The 18,005-nt window shown below is 74.0% G+C and carries 16 protein-coding genes; 8 read left to right on the top strand and 8 right to left on the bottom strand.

The window, feature by feature from the left end:
• Window positions 1-243 precede the first annotated feature (243 nt).
• Entirely contained in the window at window positions 244-1,308 is a 1,065-nt protein-coding gene (locus IE313_RS22350) for a serine hydrolase domain-containing protein (protein WP_189935017.1), read from the bottom strand.
• Window positions 1,305-2,156: an IclR family transcriptional regulator gene (locus IE313_RS22345; protein WP_189935015.1), complete on the bottom strand. Its 852-nt coding sequence runs from the start codon at window positions 2,154-2,156 to the stop codon at window positions 1,305-1,307. Before IE313_RS22345 ends, IE313_RS22350 begins: the two co-directional genes overlap by 4 nt.
• 282 nt (window positions 2,157-2,438) lie before the next feature.
• On the opposite strand from IE313_RS22345, the gene IE313_RS22340 reads away from it, so the two are divergent.
• The 5 genes from IE313_RS22340 to IE313_RS22320 are packed head-to-tail and all read left to right on the top strand — an operon-like array spanning window position 2,439 to window position 7,639.
• Window positions 2,439-3,956: an ABC transporter substrate-binding protein gene (locus IE313_RS22340; protein ID WP_189935013.1), complete on the top strand. Its 1,518-nt coding sequence runs from the start codon at window positions 2,439-2,441 to the stop codon at window positions 3,954-3,956.
• Window positions 3,953-4,966 carry an ABC transporter permease gene (locus tag IE313_RS22335; RefSeq protein ID WP_189935011.1) on the top strand — a complete coding sequence of 338 codons (1,014 nt, stop codon included), beginning with the start codon at window positions 3,953-3,955 and terminating at the stop codon, window positions 4,964-4,966. The genes IE313_RS22340 and IE313_RS22335 overlap by 4 nt, the downstream gene beginning before the upstream one ends.
• Entirely contained in the window at window positions 4,963-5,877 is a 915-nt protein-coding gene (locus IE313_RS22330; RefSeq protein ID WP_189935009.1) for an ABC transporter permease, read from the top strand. Before IE313_RS22335 ends, IE313_RS22330 begins: the two co-directional genes overlap by 4 nt.
• A complete protein-coding gene (locus tag IE313_RS22325; RefSeq protein WP_189935007.1) occupies window positions 5,874-6,713 on the top strand; it encodes an ATP-binding cassette domain-containing protein in 840 nt (279 codons plus the stop codon). Before IE313_RS22330 ends, IE313_RS22325 begins: the two co-directional genes overlap by 4 nt.
• Window positions 6,710-7,639, top strand: a complete 930-nt coding sequence (locus IE313_RS22320) for an ATP-binding cassette domain-containing protein (RefSeq protein ID WP_189935005.1) — start codon at window positions 6,710-6,712, stop codon at window positions 7,637-7,639. Before IE313_RS22325 ends, IE313_RS22320 begins: the two co-directional genes overlap by 4 nt.
• Here IE313_RS22320 and IE313_RS22315 read toward each other — a convergent pair.
• On the bottom strand, window positions 7,636-8,595 hold the full coding sequence (locus IE313_RS22315; RefSeq protein WP_189935003.1) for an ROK family protein: 960 nt from the start codon (window positions 8,593-8,595) through the stop codon (window positions 7,636-7,638). The genes IE313_RS22320 and IE313_RS22315 overlap by 4 nt on opposite strands.
• A gap of 103 nt (window positions 8,596-8,698) precedes the next feature.
• Between IE313_RS22315 and IE313_RS22310 the strand changes: the two genes are divergently transcribed.
• Both IE313_RS22310 and IE313_RS22305 read left to right on the top strand, forming a co-directional pair.
• The gene (locus tag IE313_RS22310; protein ID WP_189935001.1) at window positions 8,699-9,625 is read left to right on the top strand and encodes a creatininase family protein; all 927 of its coding nucleotides are present in this window, start codon (window positions 8,699-8,701) and stop codon (window positions 9,623-9,625) included.
• A complete protein-coding gene (locus IE313_RS22305) occupies window positions 9,622-10,749 on the top strand; it encodes a mandelate racemase/muconate lactonizing enzyme family protein (protein WP_189934999.1) in 1,128 nt (375 codons plus the stop codon). The genes IE313_RS22310 and IE313_RS22305 overlap by 4 nt, the downstream gene beginning before the upstream one ends.
• A gap of 123 nt (window positions 10,750-10,872) precedes the next feature.
• Here the strand turns inward: IE313_RS22305 and IE313_RS22300 are convergent, their stop codons facing one another.
• The 3 genes from IE313_RS22300 to IE313_RS22290 form a co-directional block, all read right to left on the bottom strand.
• The gene (locus IE313_RS22300; RefSeq protein ID WP_229924854.1) at window positions 10,873-12,204 is read right to left on the bottom strand and encodes an MATE family efflux transporter; all 1,332 of its coding nucleotides are present in this window, start codon (window positions 12,202-12,204) and stop codon (window positions 10,873-10,875) included.
• 106 nt (window positions 12,205-12,310) lie between these two features.
• Window positions 12,311-13,552, bottom strand: a complete 1,242-nt coding sequence (gene manD / locus IE313_RS22295) for a D-mannonate dehydratase ManD (protein WP_189934995.1) — start codon at window positions 13,550-13,552, stop codon at window positions 12,311-12,313.
• Window positions 13,553-14,422: 870 nt separating this feature from the next.
• Complete coding sequence (locus IE313_RS22290; RefSeq protein ID WP_189934993.1) at window positions 14,423-15,193, bottom strand: Clp protease N-terminal domain-containing protein; 771 nt, start codon at window positions 15,191-15,193, stop codon at window positions 14,423-14,425.
• Between the two features lie 138 nt (window positions 15,194-15,331).
• Between IE313_RS22290 and IE313_RS22285 the strand changes: the two genes are divergently transcribed.
• On the top strand, window positions 15,332-16,126 hold the full coding sequence (locus IE313_RS22285) for an SDR family NAD(P)-dependent oxidoreductase (protein WP_189934991.1): 795 nt from the start codon (window positions 15,332-15,334) through the stop codon (window positions 16,124-16,126).
• A gap of 388 nt (window positions 16,127-16,514) precedes the next feature.
• Here IE313_RS22285 and IE313_RS22280 read toward each other — a convergent pair whose 3' ends face one another.
• Window positions 16,515-17,057: an MOSC domain-containing protein gene (locus tag IE313_RS22280; RefSeq protein WP_189934989.1), complete on the bottom strand. Its 543-nt coding sequence runs from the start codon at window positions 17,055-17,057 to the stop codon at window positions 16,515-16,517.
• A 144-nt stretch (window positions 17,058-17,201) separates the two neighbouring features.
• On the bottom strand, window positions 17,202-17,987 hold the full coding sequence (locus IE313_RS22275) for an alpha/beta fold hydrolase (protein ID WP_189934987.1): 786 nt from the start codon (window positions 17,985-17,987) through the stop codon (window positions 17,202-17,204).
• Between the last annotated feature and the right edge of the window lie 18 nt (window positions 17,988-18,005).

Genomic DNA, 18,005 nt, shown 5'->3' with positions numbered 1-18,005 from the left:
CCTTCGGGTGCGATGTGCACGGTGGGGGCGCGGGCGCCCCGTGCCGGTGCCGCACTTTCCAAGGTCCCCCGTCCCGGCCGTTTCCGCTCCCCCGCACCGGCCCGGGGGCCTCGGGCCCTGGGCCGATCGGGTGCGGCCGTGCAGTGGGTGGTGCGGTCGGGGGTGCGGCCGTGTCCTCGTCCGTGCCGGGTATGCCGCCGGTTGTCCCGGGGGCGGGCGGGGGACGGCCTGCGGGGCGGTGTCTCAGCGCGTGTGCGTCGGCCCGTCCCCCAGACGCGCCGCACGGTCGTGGAAGGCGTGCCGCACCCCCTCGATGCCCTGTCCCTCGCGGGTCGGGTGGACCCGGTTGGTGAGCAGTACGGCGTAGCGGCCGGTGGCCGGGTCCAGCCAGAGGCTGGTGCCCGTGAAGCCGGTGTGCCCGTAGGAGTCGGGACCGAAGGAGTAGCCGACCGGCGAGGCCCCCGGGTCCCTGCCCTGCCAGGCCAGGCAGCGGCGCAGCTCCAGCGTGTCGGTGTGGGCGGCCGTCATCAGCGCGAAGGTCTCGGGGCGCAGCAGCTCGCGGGCGCCGCCGGCGAGGGCGCGGGCGAGGCGCTCCATGTCGGCGAGCGGGGCGAAGAGCCCGGCGTGTGCGCAGACGCCGCCGAGTACCGCGGCGTTCTCGTCGTGCACCTCGCCCACGACGGTACGGCCCCGCCAGGGGCACCGCTCGGTGGCCACCGCGCGCGCCCGGCCGGCCTCGTCGGGGGTGAAGACGGTGCGGGTCATGCCGAGCGGCGTGCAGACGAGGTCGGTGACCAGGTCGTCGAGCGGGCGTCCGGCGGCGGCCTCGGCCATCAGGCCGAGCAGGATGAAGCCCTGCGAGGAGTACTCGACGCGGGTGCCCGGTGCGGCGCGCAACGGCAGCTCGCCGAGGGCGCGCAGCAGGCCCGCCCTGGTCGGATGGGAGCGGTAGAGGGGTATCCGGCCGGGCAGTCCGGAAGTGTGGGTCAGCAGGTGGTGCACCGTCAGGTCGGCGACGCCGCTGCCGCGGTACTCGGGCCGGTGGGCGGCGACGGTGTCGGTGAGGGCGAGGGCGCCCCGGTCGACGAGTGCCATCACGGCGAGGCCGACGATCGGTTTGGTGACGGAGGCGAGGTCCCACAGTTCCCCGCCGTCCAGAGCGCCGTCGTCCAGCTCCGGGCCGCCCCAGCTCCTGGTGCCCGTCCACCCGCGGTCGAGCGGTCCTCGCGCGGTGCCCACCGACCAGGCCGCCCCCGAGTACACCCGGTGCTGCCGGCCCTGCGCGAGCAGGTCGCCGAGCGTGTTCATGCCCGGCCCCCGTCCGTCATGCCCCCGGCCACCAGACCGAGGTGCGCCGCGCTGCCGCCGAGGCCCGTCGAGACGGCGCGGGCTGCGGCGCGCACCATGGGGCCGAACACCGCGACGTTCGCGTCGTCCAGCGCGAAGGTCAGTCCCGAGACGCCGATCGCGCCCACGACCCGCCCTTGCGCGTCGAGCACCGGCGCGGCGACGGAGCGCACGTCCGGTTCGTCGTACTCGTCGTCGACGGCGTAGCCGCGCCGGACGGTCCGGGCCAGTTCGGCGCGGAGCGCCCCGGGGTCGGTCAGGGTGGCCGGGGTGGGCGCGGGCAGGGCGCCGTCGAGCAGCAGCTCGGCGAGGACCGCGTCGGCCTCCGGGACGGGCAGGGCGGAGAGCATGGCGAGCCCGACGGCGCTGGTGTGCAGAGGGGTCCTGCCACCGGGGCTGATGCTCATCCGGTACTCGCCGGCCGGTTCGGACAGTTCGAGGTGGACGGCCTCGGTCCCGGCGGGCACGGCGTAGTGCGCGAGCTGGCCGGTGCGGCGGCGCAGGTCGTTGAGGACGGGGCGGGCGAGGCGCAGGTCGGGCCCCGAGTCCAGGGCGGCGGCGGCCAGACCGAGCAGGCGCGGTCCCGCACGGTAGGCGCCGCCTTCCGCGGGCTGGGCGAAGCCGCAGTCGGCGAGGGTGCGCAGGTGGCGGTGGACGGTGGGTTTGGTGAGGCCGGTACGGCGGGCGATCTCGCCGAGCCGCTGGGGACCGCCCGCCCTGGCCAGGGCTTCGAGCACCTCCATCGCCTTGTCGACCGGGCCCTTGCCGGGCTCTTGCTGGCTCGTGGAGGTGTTGACCGGTTTCACCATGTCCCTTAGCTTAACCCCACCGCGTTCCGTTTTCCGGAACGTTCATCATGCTCAACGGAACGATGATGCCGGAGGTGGACCGTGGGCCCACGCGATACGCCGGATGGGGCCGGCCCGCCGGCCTCGTGCGACACGCCGGGAAGAGGCGGCGGGTCGGACGGCCGGACGGCGCTGCCCGGCTCGGAGCCATCCGGGCCGGGCGGACAGGACGGACAGGGCGGCAGAGGCGGACGGGACGGGACGGGCGCTGCCCCGGCCGCCCGGACCGCGTCCCGCCGGAGCGTGCTGCGCGTGGGAGGTCTGCTCCTCCCCGCGCTGTCCGCCCCGGCCCTGCTGACCGGCTGCGGCGCCTCGCCGGGCAGCGGGGCAGGCAATGTGCTGCGCATCTCGCAGCCGGGCGATCCCGAGACGATGGACCCGCAGAAGCAGGGCGACATGGTGTCGATGAACGCCCTCATCAACATGTTCGACACCCTCACCACACGGGGCCGGGACAACAGGCTGCATCCGCGGCTCGCGCTGTCCTGGGCGAAGCGCGGCCCGCTGGTGTGGCGGTTCCGGCTGCGCCCGGGGGTGCGGTTCCACAACGGCGAGCCGTGCGACGCGGCGGCCGTGAAGTTCAGCATCGAGCGGCTGCTCGACCCGGCGACCAAGTCGCCGATCGTGGAACTGCGCTACGTCAAGGGCGTGAGCGTCGTCGACCGCCTGACGGTGGACGTGCACACCACGCTGCACGACCCGATCCTGCCGGACAAACTGTCCCTGTTCGGCGGTGTGGTCGTGCCGCCGCGCCACCTCGCGGACGTCGGTGACGACGCCTTCGCCGCCCATCCCGTCGGCACCGGCCCGTTCACCTTCGTGCGTTGGCAGCGCGACCACGAACTGCGGATGCGCGCCTGGGCCGGGTACTGGAACGGCCGGCCGCGCGTCGACGAACTGGTCTTCAGTCCGGCGCCCAACGCCTCGTCGGCGCTGGCGGCCCTGCAGAGCGGCGGTGTCGACCTCGTCACCGGCCTCACCCCCGACGCCGCGCAGCAGTTGGACGGCTACACCGGTGTCACGCTGGACAGTTACACCGGCATCCGCACCTCGTACCTGTCGCTCAACACGCTGGAGGACGGGCCGATGCGGGACCGGCGGGTGCGCCAGGCACTCAACCACGCCGTCGACGTGCCCCTGCTGATCAGGGCCGTACTGGGCGGCAAGGCCCGAGAGGTGCCGGCGATGATCCCGCGCGGCGCCTTCGGTTTCGACCCCGCCGTCAAGCCGTTCACCCGCTCCGCGGCCACCGCGCGCAAGCTGCTCGCCGAGGCGGGCCACCCGCACGGCTTCAGCACCAGGCTGACCGCCTCCAACGTCGACTCGAACGTCGCCGAGGCGCTCGCCGGGCTGCTGGCGGGGGCCGGTGTGCACGCCGAGGTGGACCTGCTCGACCCCGGTACCTACGCCGAGCGGCTGACCAGCGACAACCACGGAGCACTCGGGCCGATGTACCTGGCGGCCAGCACGGTGTGGACGCTGGACGGCGAGAGCATGGTGCAGTCGAACGTCCGCAGCGACCGCCGCCAGAGCCGCTGGCACTCCAAGGAGGCTGACCGGCTGGTCGACGTCGAAGAGCTCTCCGTGGACCCCGCACGGCGCGAGCGCGCCTTCTCGGACCTCCAGCGGCTGATGCGCGAGGAGGCACCGTTCGTCTTCCTCTACCAGGTGGACAACATCTACGCCCGCAACGACCGGCCGCGCTGGCGGCCCGGGTCGGCGGGGGTGCTCGACATGGCGAGTGCGGAGGTCTCCCGATGAGCGGACTCCCCGTCCAACGCGTACGGGAGGCCCCCGGGCCCCGTTCCGGCGACGGCCCGGTCCCCGGACCCGGCAGACGCTGGCCGGGCGTCCTGCGGATGGTCCTCGCCCGTGTCGCCGGCGCCGTGTTCGTGCTGCTGTGCACGGCGACGGTGTCCTTCTTCCTCGTCCGGCTCTCCGGGGACCCGGTCAAGGTGTTCCTGCCGCCGGACGCCACGGCCCACCAGGAGGCGGTGCTGAGGGCCGGACTGGGCCTCGACCGGCCGCTGCTCACGCAGTACCTGGACTACCTGTGGGGGCTGCCCCGGCTCGACCTGGGCACCTCGCTCTTCTACCACGAGCCCGTCAGGGACGTGCTCGCCGACCGGCTGCCCGCCACGTTGCAACTGGCCGCCGGCGCCCTGGTGGTCACGCTGGTCGTGGCGCTGCCGGCCGGGGTGATCGCGGCGATGCGGCGCGGCCGGGCCACCGACCGGAGCGTGATGACGGGTGTGCTGCTCGGTCAGTCCACCCCGCCGTTCTGGGTCGGCATCCTGCTGATCCTGGTGTTCGCGGTCGGTCTGCACGCCCTGCCCGCCTCCGGGTACGGCACCCTCGCCAACCTGGTGCTGCCGTCCGTCACGCTCGCCGTCTACTCCGTCGCGGTGGTCGCCCGGCTGCTGCGCTCGTCGCTGATCGACGTCCTCGCCGGCGACCACATCCGCACCGCACGTGCCAAGGGCCTCGGCCCGTTCAAGGTGGTGCTCGCCCACGGGCTGCGCAACGCCTCGCTGCCGGTGGTCACCGTCGTCGGCCTGGAGATCGGCGGACTGCTCGGCGGGGCGATCCTCACCGAGCAGGTGTTCTCCTGGCCGGGCGTGGGACAACTGACCATCGAGGCGATCTCGCACCGCGACTTCCCGCTGGTGCAGGCGGCCGTGCTGTTCTTCGCGGCGACGTTCGTCGTGGTCAACCTGCTGGTCGACCTCTCCTACCGGCTGCTCGACCCGAGGGTGAGGACCTCCTCATGACCGTCACGACCACCATCACCCCCACCGGCTCCGCACCGGCGGCGAAGAGCCCGGGCCCGCGGTCCGCCGCGCTGCGCACCCTGCTGCGCAACCGGTTGGCCCTGGCCGCGCTGGTCTTCCTCGTCCTGCTGCTGGTCGCGGCCCTGTGCGCGCCGCTGCTCGCTCCGGCCGACCCGAACGCGCAGGACCTGCTGATGAGGCTGCGCCCACCGGCCTGGGAGGCGGGCGGCACCGGCGCCCATCCGCTCGGCACCGACCAGCTCGGCCGCGACATGCTCTCCCGCGTCGTCTACGGCACCCGCGTCTCCCTGCTGGTGGGCGCCGGCGCCGCGCTGCTCGCCGGCGTGATCGGCACCGTCGTCGGCCTCGCCTCCGGATACTTCGGCGGTTGGCCGGACCGGGTCCTCATGCGGGTCGCGGACGTGCAGCTCGCCTTCCCGCCGATCCTGCTGGCCCTCGCCATCGTCGGCTTCCTCGGCTCCGGCCTGTGGTACGTGATCCTCGTACTGGGCTTCACGGGCTGGGTCTCGTACGCGCGGGTGGTCCGCTCCGAGGTGCTGTCGCTGCGCTCGCGCGACTTCGTCACCGAGGCCCGCGCGATCGGTGCCACCGACGCCGCGATCATGCGCAGGCACCTGCTGCCGAACGTCATGGCGCCACTGGCCACCATCGGCACCCTGCACGTGGCGGCCGCCATCGTCGCCGAGGCCTCGCTGAGCTATCTGGGTCTCGGCGTGCCCAAGGAGACCGTCACCTGGGGCTCGATGCTCGCGGACGGCCAGCTCTACCTGGGCACCTCCTGGTGGGTCGCGGTCTTTCCCGGCGTGGCCCTCATGCTCACCTCGCTCGCCGTCAACATCACGGGCGACGCCCTGCGGGACGTCGCGGACCCGAAGGCGTACCGCCGATGACCGACCTGAATCCAACCGTCCCGCCGCACCCCGCGGACTCCCCACCGCTCCTGGAGATCGCCGGCCTCAGCGTCGACTTCCGCCTCGGCTCCTCCGTCGTGCACGCCGTACGCGGCGTGGACCTGCGGGTGTCGGCCGGTCAGACGGTCGCCGTCGTCGGGGAGTCCGGCAGCGGCAAGACCGCCACCGCGCTGTCCGTGCTGCGGCTGAATCCCGAGCCGCCGTGCGTGTACGCGGGCGGCGAGATCCGCTTCGACGGGCGCGACCTGCTCGCCCTGTCCGACAAGGAGCTCGGGCGGCTGCGGGGCCGCGACATCTCCATGGTCTTCCAGGACCCCATGACCAGCCTCGATCCGCTCCAGCGCGTCGGCCCCCAGGTCGCCGAGGTGCTCAGGCACCACCAGGGACTGCACCGTGCGCGGGCGAGGGAGCAGACGCTCGCGGCGCTGGAGGAGGTGGGCATCCCCGAGCCGGAGCGCCGCTACCGGCAGTATCCGCACGAGCTGTCCGGGGGCCTGCGCCAGCGGGTGATGATCGCGATGGCGCTGGTGGGCCGCCCGCGGGTGCTCATCGCCGACGAGCCCACCACCGCACTGGACGTCACCGTGCAGCGGCAGATCCTTGATCTGCTCGTCGACCTCCAGCGGCGGCACGCGATGGCCGTCGTCCTGATCACCCACGACCTGGGCGTGGTGGCCGAGACCGCCGACCACGTCGTGGTGATGAACCAGGGCCGGGTCGTCGAGAGCGGCTCCGTCCTGGACGTCTTCGACCGCCCCGTGGACGACTACACCCGTCGTCTGCTCGCCGCCACCCCCCGTCTGGAGCCGGCATGACCACCACCGCACCGGCCACCGCGCCGTCGTCCCCCGTGCTCGTCGAACTGGACGGGCTGCGCAAGGAGTTCGGCGGCGGGCACGGCTCGGTCGCCGTCGACGACGTGTCCCTGACCGTGCACGAAGGCGAGACGCTGGCACTGGTCGGCGAGTCGGGCTGCGGCAAGACGACGCTGACCCGGCTGCTGCTGCGGCTCCTTGCGCCCACCGCGGGCCGGGTGTGCTTCGAGGGCCGGGACCTCGCGACGCTCTCCGCGGCCGAGCTGCGGTACCTGCGGCGGCAGATGCAGGTCGTGCTGCAGGACCCCTACTCCAGCATGAACCCGCGCTGGCGCATCGCCGACGTCGTCGCGGAGCCGCTGATCACCCATGACCCGGCGGCACGCGGCCGGCGGGGCAGGGCCCGCACCCGGGAGCGAGTCGGCGAACTACTCGAAGCCGTCGGCCTGGACGCGGCGATGCGCGACCGCTATCCGCACGAGTTCTCCGGCGGCCAGCGCCAGCGCGTGTCGATCGCCCGGGCCCTGGCCCTGGAGCCCCGTCTCGTGGTGCTCGACGAGCCCACCAGCGCGCTGGACGTCTCCGTACAGGCCAGGATCCTCGCACTGCTGGCCGAGTTGCAGCAGCGGCACGGCCTGACGTACGTCTTCGTGTCGCACAATCTCGCGGTGGTGCGGCAGGTGGCCGACCGGGTCGCCGTGATGCGCCGGGGACGGCTGGTGGAGGTGGGCGACGCCGCGCAGGTCTTCCACGAGCCGCGGCACCCGTACACGCGGCAACTGCTCGACGCCGTGCCGATCCCCGATCCGCGCCGGGCGCGGCGCGCGGGCGGCCGCGCCGGCGGGGCCCACGGCACCCGCCCCGGCGCGGACGCTGCCGCCGCCGGTCCGCCCGCTGCGGGCGGCACGGGCGGCAGCGGCGGTTAGAGATGCGACAGCACCAGCCCCGCACCGCCCAGCAGGGCCACGTCGTCGACGGCCGCCCCGCTGACGAGGACCCGCGGCTCCTCCGCACCCACCCCCGCCGCCCCGGACCGCAGCCGCCGCTCGATCAGCGCCCGGAACCGCTCGCCGCCCTCGCGCGCCTCGCCGTGCAGCACGAAGAGCCCGGGCGCGAAGAGCTGCTGCACGTTCACCAGGCCCAGCGCGAGGTTGTCCGCGTACTCCTCGACCACCCGGCGGGCCGGCTCGTCGTCCCGCCCGGCGAGCGCGCCGAGCGAGCGGTCCGGGCCGAGGCCCGCCGTGCGGGCCCGCTCGTGCAGCCAGCGGGTGGTCGCCAGGGTCTTCCAGCAGCCCCGGGCGCCGCAGGTGCAGCGCGCGCCGCTGGCCGACACGGTCATATGGGCGCCGCTGCGGCCGCCGTGCGGGGCCAGGACCTCGCCCTCGTAGAGGATGCCGACGCCCAGCACCGCGCCGGTGGACACGGACGCGAAGGTGCGCCTGCCGCGGCCCGCGCCGAACCACCGGTCGCCCAACACCTGCAACCGGGCCCGGTGCTCCACCCGCACCGGTGCCCCGGTCAGGGCCCGCAGCCGCTCCCCCACCGGGTAGCCGTGCAGCGCGGGGACGTCGTTGACCTCGGTGATCACACCGCCGTCCGGGTCGACGAGCCCGGCGGCGGCGATGCCCACGCCCACGGGCGGCCGGGCGGTGAACACCCGGGCGGTGCGGGCGAGTGCGGCGTCGATCTCGGCGGGGTCCGGCACGGAGGCGTCGTACGACGCCTCCGCCCTCTCCAGCACCCGGCCGGCGACGGTGAGCACGGCCGCGCGGATCCGCCCGGGCAGCAGTTCGACCGCGCCCAGCAACCGGGGCGCGGGCGGTGTGGCCGACTGCGGCACGGGCTCGGGCACCAGCCGCAGCGAAGGACGTTCATGCACCATGCGCAGACTCTGCCACGCCCGGCATTTCCAGAGGTAGAGCCGTGAGATGACGGAAGGCAACACCGTGACCCGACGAAACCGCCCCGACCCGGACCGTACTCGTATGACCGATCCCACCGGCGCCCCCACCGCCACCGCGTCAACACCGGACCCGGCAGCCGCGCCGACCGCTGCCGCGAGCGCCCCGCGCCCGTCCGGCGGTCCCCCTCCCGCCGCTCCGGCCGCCCACGCCCGGCTCACCGAACTCACCTGGCGCGAGGTGCGCGGGGCCGGCGGGCACGGCATCGCCCTCCTGCCCATCGGCTCCCAGGAGCAGCACGCCCACCACCTGCCGATGGGCACGGACACACTGCTCGTGGAGGCGGTCACCGAGCGGGCGCTGGCCCTGCTCGCCGCCGAGCCCGACGCGCCCGCCCTGGTGCGGCTGCCCACGCTGCCCTTCGGGCACAGCCCGCACCACCTCTTCGCCGCCGCGCTCTCGCTGTCCGCGCCGACGCTGGCCGCCGTCCTCGACGATCTGCTGGACTCGCTGGTGACCAGCGGATACCGGCGGATCATGGTGGTCAACGGGCACGGCGGCAACGACGAGATCATGCGCCTGGCGGTGAAGCGCTTCGCGCTGCGCGCGCAGGCCACGGTGGCGGCCTGCTCCTACTGGACGCTGGCCACCGGCGAGGAGCCCGGCGAGCGCCCCGAGCGCACGCCGGGACACGCGGGCTGGTTCGAGACGTCGCTGATGCTGGCGGCCCACCCGGCTCTGGTCCGCACGCCCGTGCCGCCCCGCGTCCCCGTGGAGCCGCCGCCGCTCTTCGACCGGCCGCCGTATCCGGGCCTGACCGTCGAGCGGCACGGTGAGTGGGAGCGGGTCGGCGGGTCGACCGACGACGCCCGCGGCGCCGACGCGGCCCTCGGCCGGCGGCTGCTGGACGACCGGGCCCGCGGCCTGGCCCTGGCGATCCGGGCATTCGACGCAGCAACGGCCGGACAGCCCACGGCCGCCACCCCCGACCCCGCCCAAGGAGAGGCATGAAGATCACGGACATCGATGTGCAGGTCGTGAACCTGCCCCTCACCAACCCGTTCACCAGTTCCTTCGAGACCAAGACCGGTGAGACGCGCACGGTGGTCCGGCTCCGCACGGACGAGGGCGTGGAGGGCTGGGGCGAGACGATGTGGGGCCGGCCGGTCGCCGCGATCATCCGGTCGATCGCCGATGACCTGATCGGCACCAGTCCGTTCGCACTGGAGCGCTTCCACCGCAAGCAGCACATGGTGCCGTTCTTCTACGGCTACCTCGGCTACGCGGCGATCGCCGCGCTGGACGTGGCCTGCTGGGACGTGATGGGCAAGGCCACCGGGCAGTCCGTCACGGACCTGCTGGGCGGCCCCGTGCGCGACGAGGTGCCCATCACCGCGCTGATCACCCGCGCGGACGCGCCCGGCGCGGACGCCGGCCGGCTGCCCGGTGCGCTGGCGGAGCATGCGGCGCGGGTGGTCGCCGAAGGGGGTTTCCAGGCCGTCAAACTCAAGGGCACCCGGGATGTGGAGGGCGACGTGGCGATCGTGCGGGCACTGCGCGGGGCGCTGCCCGGCGTGAACCTCCGCATCGACCCGAACGCCGCCTGGTCCGTGCCCGACGCGGTGCGCGCCGGTATCGCGCTGGAGGAGCTGGACCTTGAGTACCTGGAGGACCCGTGCCTGGGGATCGAGGGCATGAGCCAGGTCGCCGCCAAGGTCCGCATCCCGCTGTGCACCAACATGTGCGTCGTGCGCTTCGAGGACTTCGCACCCGCCGTCCGGCTGAACGCGGTGGACGTCGTGCACGGCGACGTCTACAAGTGGGGTGGCATCGCGGCCACCAAGGCGCTCGCCGCGCACTGCGAGACCTTCGGACTCGGCATGAACCTGCACAGCGGCGGTGAGCTGGGCATCGCGACGGCGGCCCACCTGGCGGTGGTGTCCAGCACCCCGGTGCTCTCCCGGGCCATCGACAGCATGTACTACCTGCACGCCGACGACATCATCGAACCGCTCCACCTGGAGGCGGGGCGGCTGCGGGTGCCCACGGGGCCCGGGCTCGGGGTGCGGGTGGACGAGGAGAAGCTGCGTTACTTCGCCGCGGTCAACGAGCGCGAGGGGGACCTCACCGGGTGAGTGGCCGTCGGCCCCCGCACCCGGCCGCCGCCGCGCCACCGCCGGGCCGGACCGAGCGCCCGGTGGGGCCCCGCCAGGCAGAGCGCGGCGGGGCCCCGGGACACCTCCGGCGTCCGTGCCCGCTCAGGGCGCGCCGCGCGGGTGCGGGCCGCTGGGGCGCCCGCGGCGCAGCACCAGCAGCGCGACCGTCGCCGCCACGAGTTCGGCCGCCGGAAAGCCGATCCACAGCCACAGCGTCCCGAACAGGCTGAGGACGAACAGCAGGGGCAGCCGTATCCCCATGATCGACCCGACGGAGATCAGGTACGACGGACGTGCCCGTCCCGTGGCCTGGAAGTAGGCCGACAGGAGCGAGGTGACACCGGTGAGGGGGTAGCTGAGGGCGATGATCCGCATGGCCTCGACCGTCGCCCGCCGTACCTGCGGGTCGTCGGTGAAGGACGCTGCCAGCGGACCGGCCGCGATGAGCAGGACCAGGCAGGCGGCCGTGCCGTAGACGGTGGTGGCGCGCAGCGCGAGGGTCCTGATGCGGTCGGCGCGAGCGGTCAGGCCGCGGCCGACGTTGTATCCGATCAGTGGTTGCATGCCCTGGGAGATACCGAGTTGGGGCATGAGGACGAAGGTGCCGATCCGGCTGCACGTGGCGTACGCGCTCATGGCCGCGGGGCCGCCGAGGCCCGCCAGGCGGTTGTTGACGAGGCTCAGGACCAGGCTGTTGCCGAAGCCGCTGAGGAAGGAGGGCGAGCCCAGGGCCACCAGCTCCCGCAGCGTCGGCCCGTGGGGCCGCAGATCGGCGAGGGTGATGCGGTAGGGGCGGTCGCGCTGGACGAAGAAGAACCACAGGCTCAGGCCCATGGAGACCGCCTGCCCGCCGACCGTGCCGAGCGCGGCGCCCCGCACGCCCAGGCCGAGACCGAAGATCAGCAGTGGGTCGAGCACGATCTGGCAGACCACGGGCACCATCCAGAGCACGGTCGAGAACCGCAGCCGCCCCTCGGCGCGCACCAGGCTGGAGAAGCCGGTGGCGGTGATCGCCCCGGCGAAGAGGATCAGCGCGTAGTCGTGCGCGTAGCCCCGCACCCGGCCCGCCGCACCCAGCAGCGTGAGGAGCGGGTCGAGCAGGAGCACGCCGAGCACGCTGAAGACGATGGCGACGGTCCAGTAGGCCAGGAAGGCGTTGCCGGCCGCCCGTGCGGCCCGCCGCAGGTCCCCGGTGCCAAGGCTTCGGGAGACCATCGAGGCGCCGCCGACGCCGACCGTCGTGGAGACGGCGCCGAGTACCAGCAGGACGGGCGAGACGACGTTCACGCCCACCAGCGCCAGCGGCCCGACGCCGCGGGAGACGAACCAGGCGTTCGTCAGTGCGTAGATGCCGTAGGTCGCGACGGACAGGGTCGTCTGGGTGCTGGAGGTCAGCAGCAGTCGTCCGACCGGCTGGGTGCCGAGGGCAGCCACCCGGCTCCCGTGGTCCGCGCGCGGCGTACGCACGGCCGGCCTCTCCGGCTGCTTCGGGAACTGCCTCACCATGACCCCCTGCCCGTGCCGTTGCAGCAGTCGTTCGTCACCAGTCGTGCACCGTTCCGTCCTGGAGCCGGTTCACGGGCAGGTACGCCGGCTCGTACGGGAAGGCGGCCGCGGCCTCGTCGTCGAGCTCGACGCCGAGGCCCGGGGTGTCGGACGGGTGCAGGAGGCCGTCGGTGAAGGTGTAGGAGGTGCGGAAGACCTCCAGGGTCCTGGCGGAGTGCTGCATGAACTCCTGGATGCCGAAGTTGTGCACGGCCAGGTCCAGGTGGAGGGCGGCGGCCATGCCGACCGGCGAGATGTCCGTGGGGCCGTGCAGGCCGGACCTGATGCCGTACACGGCGGCGTGGTCGAGGAGTTTGCGCAGGGCGGTCACCCCGCCGGTGTGGGTGACCGCGGAGCGCACGTAGTCGATCAACCGCTCGCTGAGCAGCGTGGTGTAGTCGTACACGGAGTTGAAGACCTCGCCGATGGCGAGGGGGGTCGTGGTGTGCTGGCGGATGAGCCGCAGGGCCGCCTGGTCCTCGCCGGGTGTGGCGTCCTCCAGCCAGAACAGGTCGTAGGGCTCCAGTGCCTTGCCGAGCCTCGCGGCCTGGATGGGGGTCATCCGGTGGTGGCCGTCGTGCAGCAGTGGCAGCTCGGGGCCGAACTCCGCACGCACCGCCTCGAAGACGGTCGGGACGTGGCGCAGGTAGGCGCGGGTGTCCCAGGTCTCCTCGACGGGCAGGGCCCGGGTGTCGGCGGAGCGTCTGGCGGGCTCGTAGTCGTAGCGGTCGCCGGCCGCCGCGGAGGACGCGGCCACGCCGTACACCGAGTCGAGGCCGGGGATGCCGGTCTGGATGCGGATGGCGCGGTAGCCCTGCGCGAGGTGGGCGCGCACCGAGTCCATCAGCTCCGGCAGGTCGCGCCCCGAGGCGTGCCCGTACGCGAGGGCGCCGATGCGGCTGGCGCCGCCGAGCAACTGGTACAGCGGCATCCCCGCGGCCTTGGCCTTGATGTCCCACAGGGCGGTGTCGACGGCGGCGACGGCCGCCATGGTGACCGGGCCGCGCCGCCAGTACGCCCCGCGGTAGAGGTACTGCCAGGTGTCCTCGATCCGGGTCGCGTCCCGTTCGATCAGCAGCGGCGCGACGTGGTCGCGCAGATAGCTGGCGACGGCGAGTTCGCGGCCGTTGAGGGTGGCGTCCCCCAGCCCGGTGAGGCCGTCGTCGGTGGTGATGCGCAGGGTGACGAAGTTGCGTCCCGGACTGGTCACGATGACGTCGGCCGAGCGGATCTTCATGGCGGGCGGCTCCTGTTCGGAGAGTGCGGCCGGCACGCGCGACGGGCGGCCGGGTCGGTCGGGTCGAAACGGCACGCTTCAGGGGAGGAGAGCGGTCACCCGGACACCGTACGGGGGCAGTTCGAGGCGTTGCAGCCGGGTCCCGTCGAGTGCGGTCGGCGCCCCGTCGAGTGCGGTGGACGGCCCGTCGGCCGTGCGTTCCCAGGGCTCGGCGGCGTGCGGATACCGGCCTTTTGACCCGGACGGGGCCCAGGCCGTCCCCCCTGCCGTGGGCCGCTCACCGGGTCCCGTGGGCCGCCCGGACGGGACGCGTGGCGGCCCGGCCGCGACGCGTGGGCCGGCTGTCGTGCCGGCTGCCGCCGCAACGGTGCTGCGGGCGGCGAACGCCAGGGATGCCGATGCCCGCAGCCCTTCCGGGGGCGGCCCGCGGCCTATGGGGCGGGGACGGGAGCGGGGGCACGGCCCCGGCAGGGCAGCGGTGCGGCTGCGGGCGGCGGACCGCGGGCACACGCCTTTCGGCGTGGCCGGGCGGCGCGGGACGGGGCAGCGGCGGTGGGCCTGTGCGCGGCGCCCGGAGCGCCAGGGGCGGCGGGAGGTGCCGGGAGTGCGGGAGTGCCAGGCCACCGGTGCGAGTGGGACAGGCGAGACGGGTTGGGCCGGTCGGCCGGTTGGGCCGGGGGCGAGGGTGTGCGGCGTGGCGCGGGACGGGGGCCGCGGGCCGTGCGGACGTACGGCACGGCGGAACCGTCCTGCCGGGCGCGCCCTGGGGCTCCGGTGCGGCGGGCGCGCACCGGAGCCCGGGTGGCGGCCGCCGGTCGTTCGCGGGCCCCCGGCGGACGGGTGCTCGGGCGTCCGCCAGGGGACGTGCCGTCAGGCGTCCGTCCCCTCGCCGGTGTCCTCCCCCTGCTCGGCGCGCCGGGCGACGATCGCGGCCAGGGCGGCGGTGACGGACCGTTCGGCCGCGTCCTTGCCGACGCCGAGCCCGCTGAGCATTCCGTCGCCGTCCTCGCCCTCCAGGAGGGCGAGCAGGATGTGCTCCGTGCCGATGTAGTTGTGACCTAGCCGCAGGGCCTCGCGGAACGTCAGTTCCAGGGCCTTGCGTGCGACCGCGTCGAAGGGGACGAGTGCGGGCATCTGCTCGGCCGCCGGCGGCAGTGCCGCCGTGGCCGCCTGCCGGACGGCGTCCAGCGTCACCCCCTGCGCGGTGATCGCCTTGGCGGCGAGCCCCTCCGGCTCGCTGAGCAGCCCCAGGACGAGATGGGCGGACGTGATCCTGTCGTTGTTGGCGTTGCGGGCCTCGTTCTGCGCCGTCACCACCACGTTGCGGGCACGCGGCGTGAACCTGCCGAAGCCCTGGCTCGGGTCGAGTTCGGAAGGGTCCTTGGGGTCCTTGGGCACGAACCGCTTCTGGGCGGCCTGCCGGGTGACCCCCATGCTCTTGCCGATGTCGGTCCACGAGGCGCCCGAACGGCGCGCCTGGTCCACGAAGTGGCCGATGAGGTGGTCCGCCAGCTCGCCCAGGTGCTCGGCGGCGAGGACGGCGTCGGACAACTGGTCGAGGGCCTCGGTGTGGACCTTCTTGATGGCGTCGATGAGGTCGTCGAGCCGGACGGGTGTCGCGATGGGCGCGGGTTTCTCCATAAGGCAACCCTAGGTTGACATCCGAGATGTCGTCAACCCGAAGTTGACAGTGCGGGAGGTCCGGGTTTCTGCTCATACTTGACCAAGATCGGGTAGGAGCAGGCAGGCAAGCGGTCGCAGACGTGAGGAAGTGTCCTGATGCAGATCAATCTCTCCGGGCGGACGGCGCTGGTCACCGGCTCGACACAGGGCATCGGGGCGGCCATCGCGGCTGGTCTCGCCCGTGCGGGGGCCCGGGTCGGCGTCAACGGCAGGACCCAGGAGGGGGTGGCCGGGGCGGTGGCGCACCTGTTCTCGGTCGTGCCCGGTGCGGACTTCGTCGCCGTGCCCGCGGACGTGAGCACCGAGGAGGGGGCCGAGCAGGTGAAGGAGCTGCTGCCGCGGGTGGACATCCTCATCAACAACCTCGGCATCTTCGGCTCCCGGCCCGCGCTGGAGATCACCGACGAGGAGTGGCGGCGCTACTTCGAGGTCAACGTGCTGGCGGGCGTGCGGCTCACCAGGGCCCTGCTGCCCGGCATGGTGGAGCGGGGCTGGGGGCGCGTCCAGTACATCGCCAGCGACTCCGCCGTGGTGATCCCCAAGGAGATGATCCAGTACGGCATGTCCAAGTCGGCCCTGCTCGCGGTGAGCCGGGGCTTCGCCAAGGAGGCTGCGGGCACCGGTGTGACGGTGAACTCGGTGATCGCCGGGCCCACCCACACCGGCGGCGTGGAGGACTTCGTCTACGAACTCGTCGACCGCGACCTGTCCTGGGACGAGGCCCAGCGCGCGTTCATGCGCGAGCACCGTCCGCAGTCCCTGATCCAGCGGCTGATCGAGCCGGAGGAGATCGCGAACATGGTGGTCTACCTCAGCTCGGACCAGGCGTCGGCGACGACGGGCGGAGCGCTGCGGGTGGACGGCGGCTACGTCGACGCGATCCTGCCCTGATCGGGCCGCGCGGGGACGGGCACCGCGGACGAGGGTCCGGCCCTGCGCCGGGCCGGGCCGCCGGACCCGCCGATCCGGGCCCCGCACACGCCGCGCACGACGCGCTACGCGCGCCTGGCCGCAGGCGCCCGCCGTGACGCAGGCACCCTCCGGCCCTCCGAGACGCACACGGCCGCCGAGACACACACGCCCGCCGAGACACGCACGCCCGCCGAGAGGCGCACGTACGCCGAGACACGTACGCCCGTCGAGGGCGGGCGCCCGCCGAGTCGGGCATGCGGCTCCGGTCGCGGGTGCCGCCCCCGCCCCGGCGGTGGCTCGTCCGGTCGCGGCCCCCGCCCCCGAGTGACCGGGCATCACCGACGCCGCGTGGGCTTTCCCCCAGCCGTCAGACCCGCTCCAGCGGCCGGTGCGGCGGTTCGGGCAGCCGTACCGTGATCGCATCGCCCGGTCGCACCATGCCGCCCATCCGCACGACGCCCATGATCCCGGCCTTGCGCACCACGGCCCCCGACTCGTCACGGCCGACGACCTGTTTCAGCAGCCCGTCCTGGAAGCGGTCGATCTGCGCACAGGGGTTGCGCAGCCCGGTCACCTCCACCACCGCGTCGGGGCCGAGGCCGAGCAGCGTCCCGGCCGGCAGGCCCAGCAGGTCGATGCCGCGGGTGGTGACGTTCTCGCCCAGTTCTCCGGGAGCGACCGTGAACCCGGCTCCGGCGACCTCGGCGAAGAGCTCTTCGTGGATCAGATGGACCTGGCGGAGGTTCGGCAGGGTCGGGTCCTGCGCCACACGCGAGCGGTGCCTGACGGTCACCCCGGCGTGCACGTCGCCTGCCACGCCCAGTCCCGCGAGGAGGGTGATGCCGTCCCTGGTCGGCTTGGTGAACGAGTACGTCGCGTTGCTGCTGACCGCCGCCACCGTCCCGGTCATCCACCGGTCCTCTCTGCCGTCGTCCCTGGCCGCCGCGCGGCCGGGCCGTTCGGCCCCGAGCGTAACCGGTGGCCGGCGGCGACCGCGCCACCGACCGCGGCCGGCGCCGTGAGGCGGCCGGCGCCGCTGCACGCCTGGCCCCCGCTACCCGCGTGCCGCCAGGAAGTCGAGCACCGGCGGCGTGGCGAGGGCGGCGAACTCCTCGAAGTAGGCGTGCCGCGCACCGGGGACGAGGTGCAGGCGTGCGCCGGGGATGCGGGCGGCGATCAGGGGGGCGTTGGCCGTGGGGTTGAACGCGTCCTCGGTGCCGTGCACGACGAGTGTCGGTGCCGTGATGCGCGGCAGGGCCTGCCATGCGTCGTGCCGTGCGCTGGCGCGCAGATGACCGCGGCGGGCGTGGCCCGGCATCGTCGGGTCGCCGAGGGTGTGGAACGGTCCCCGGTGGGTGCTGAGCCAGCCGGGCGTGTACATGAGTTCAAGGAGGGTGCGCCGCGCGGCCGCCGGGTCGGGCTGGGCCAGGGCGCGCCGTATCTCCGGTCCGCGTTCGACGCCGTGCGGGGCACCGGGCGAGGTGCAGCCGAGCACCAGCCGGTCGACGCGCTCGGGGTGGTCCGCGGCGATCCACTGCGCCACCCGCCCGCCCATGGACGTGCCGTAGACGTGGGCGCGGTCGATCCCTGCATGGTCGAGCACCGCCAGCACGTCGCGGGCGAACCCGGGTGTGCTGTAGGTGTCCGTGTCCGGCCGGTCGCTGGCGCCGGTGCCGCGGTAGTCGAGGACGACGGTCGCGAACTCGCCCGCGAAGGCGTCGCGCACCGCGTCCCACCAGTGGTGGTCGTTGGCCTGTCCGCTCAGCAGGACCAGGGGCCGGCCCGCGCCGTGGATCTCGTAGTGGAGCGCGGCACCGTCGGCCGCCCGTGCATGAGGCATGATGCGGCCATCCTGTCA

The organism is Streptomyces sulfonofaciens, from assembly GCF_014656295.1.
Taxonomy (GTDB): Bacteria; Actinomycetota; Actinomycetes; order Streptomycetales; family Streptomycetaceae; genus Streptomyces; species Streptomyces sulfonofaciens.
Note: the sequence above shows the minus strand (reverse complement) of the source record. Positions and strands in the feature narration are given on the sequence as shown.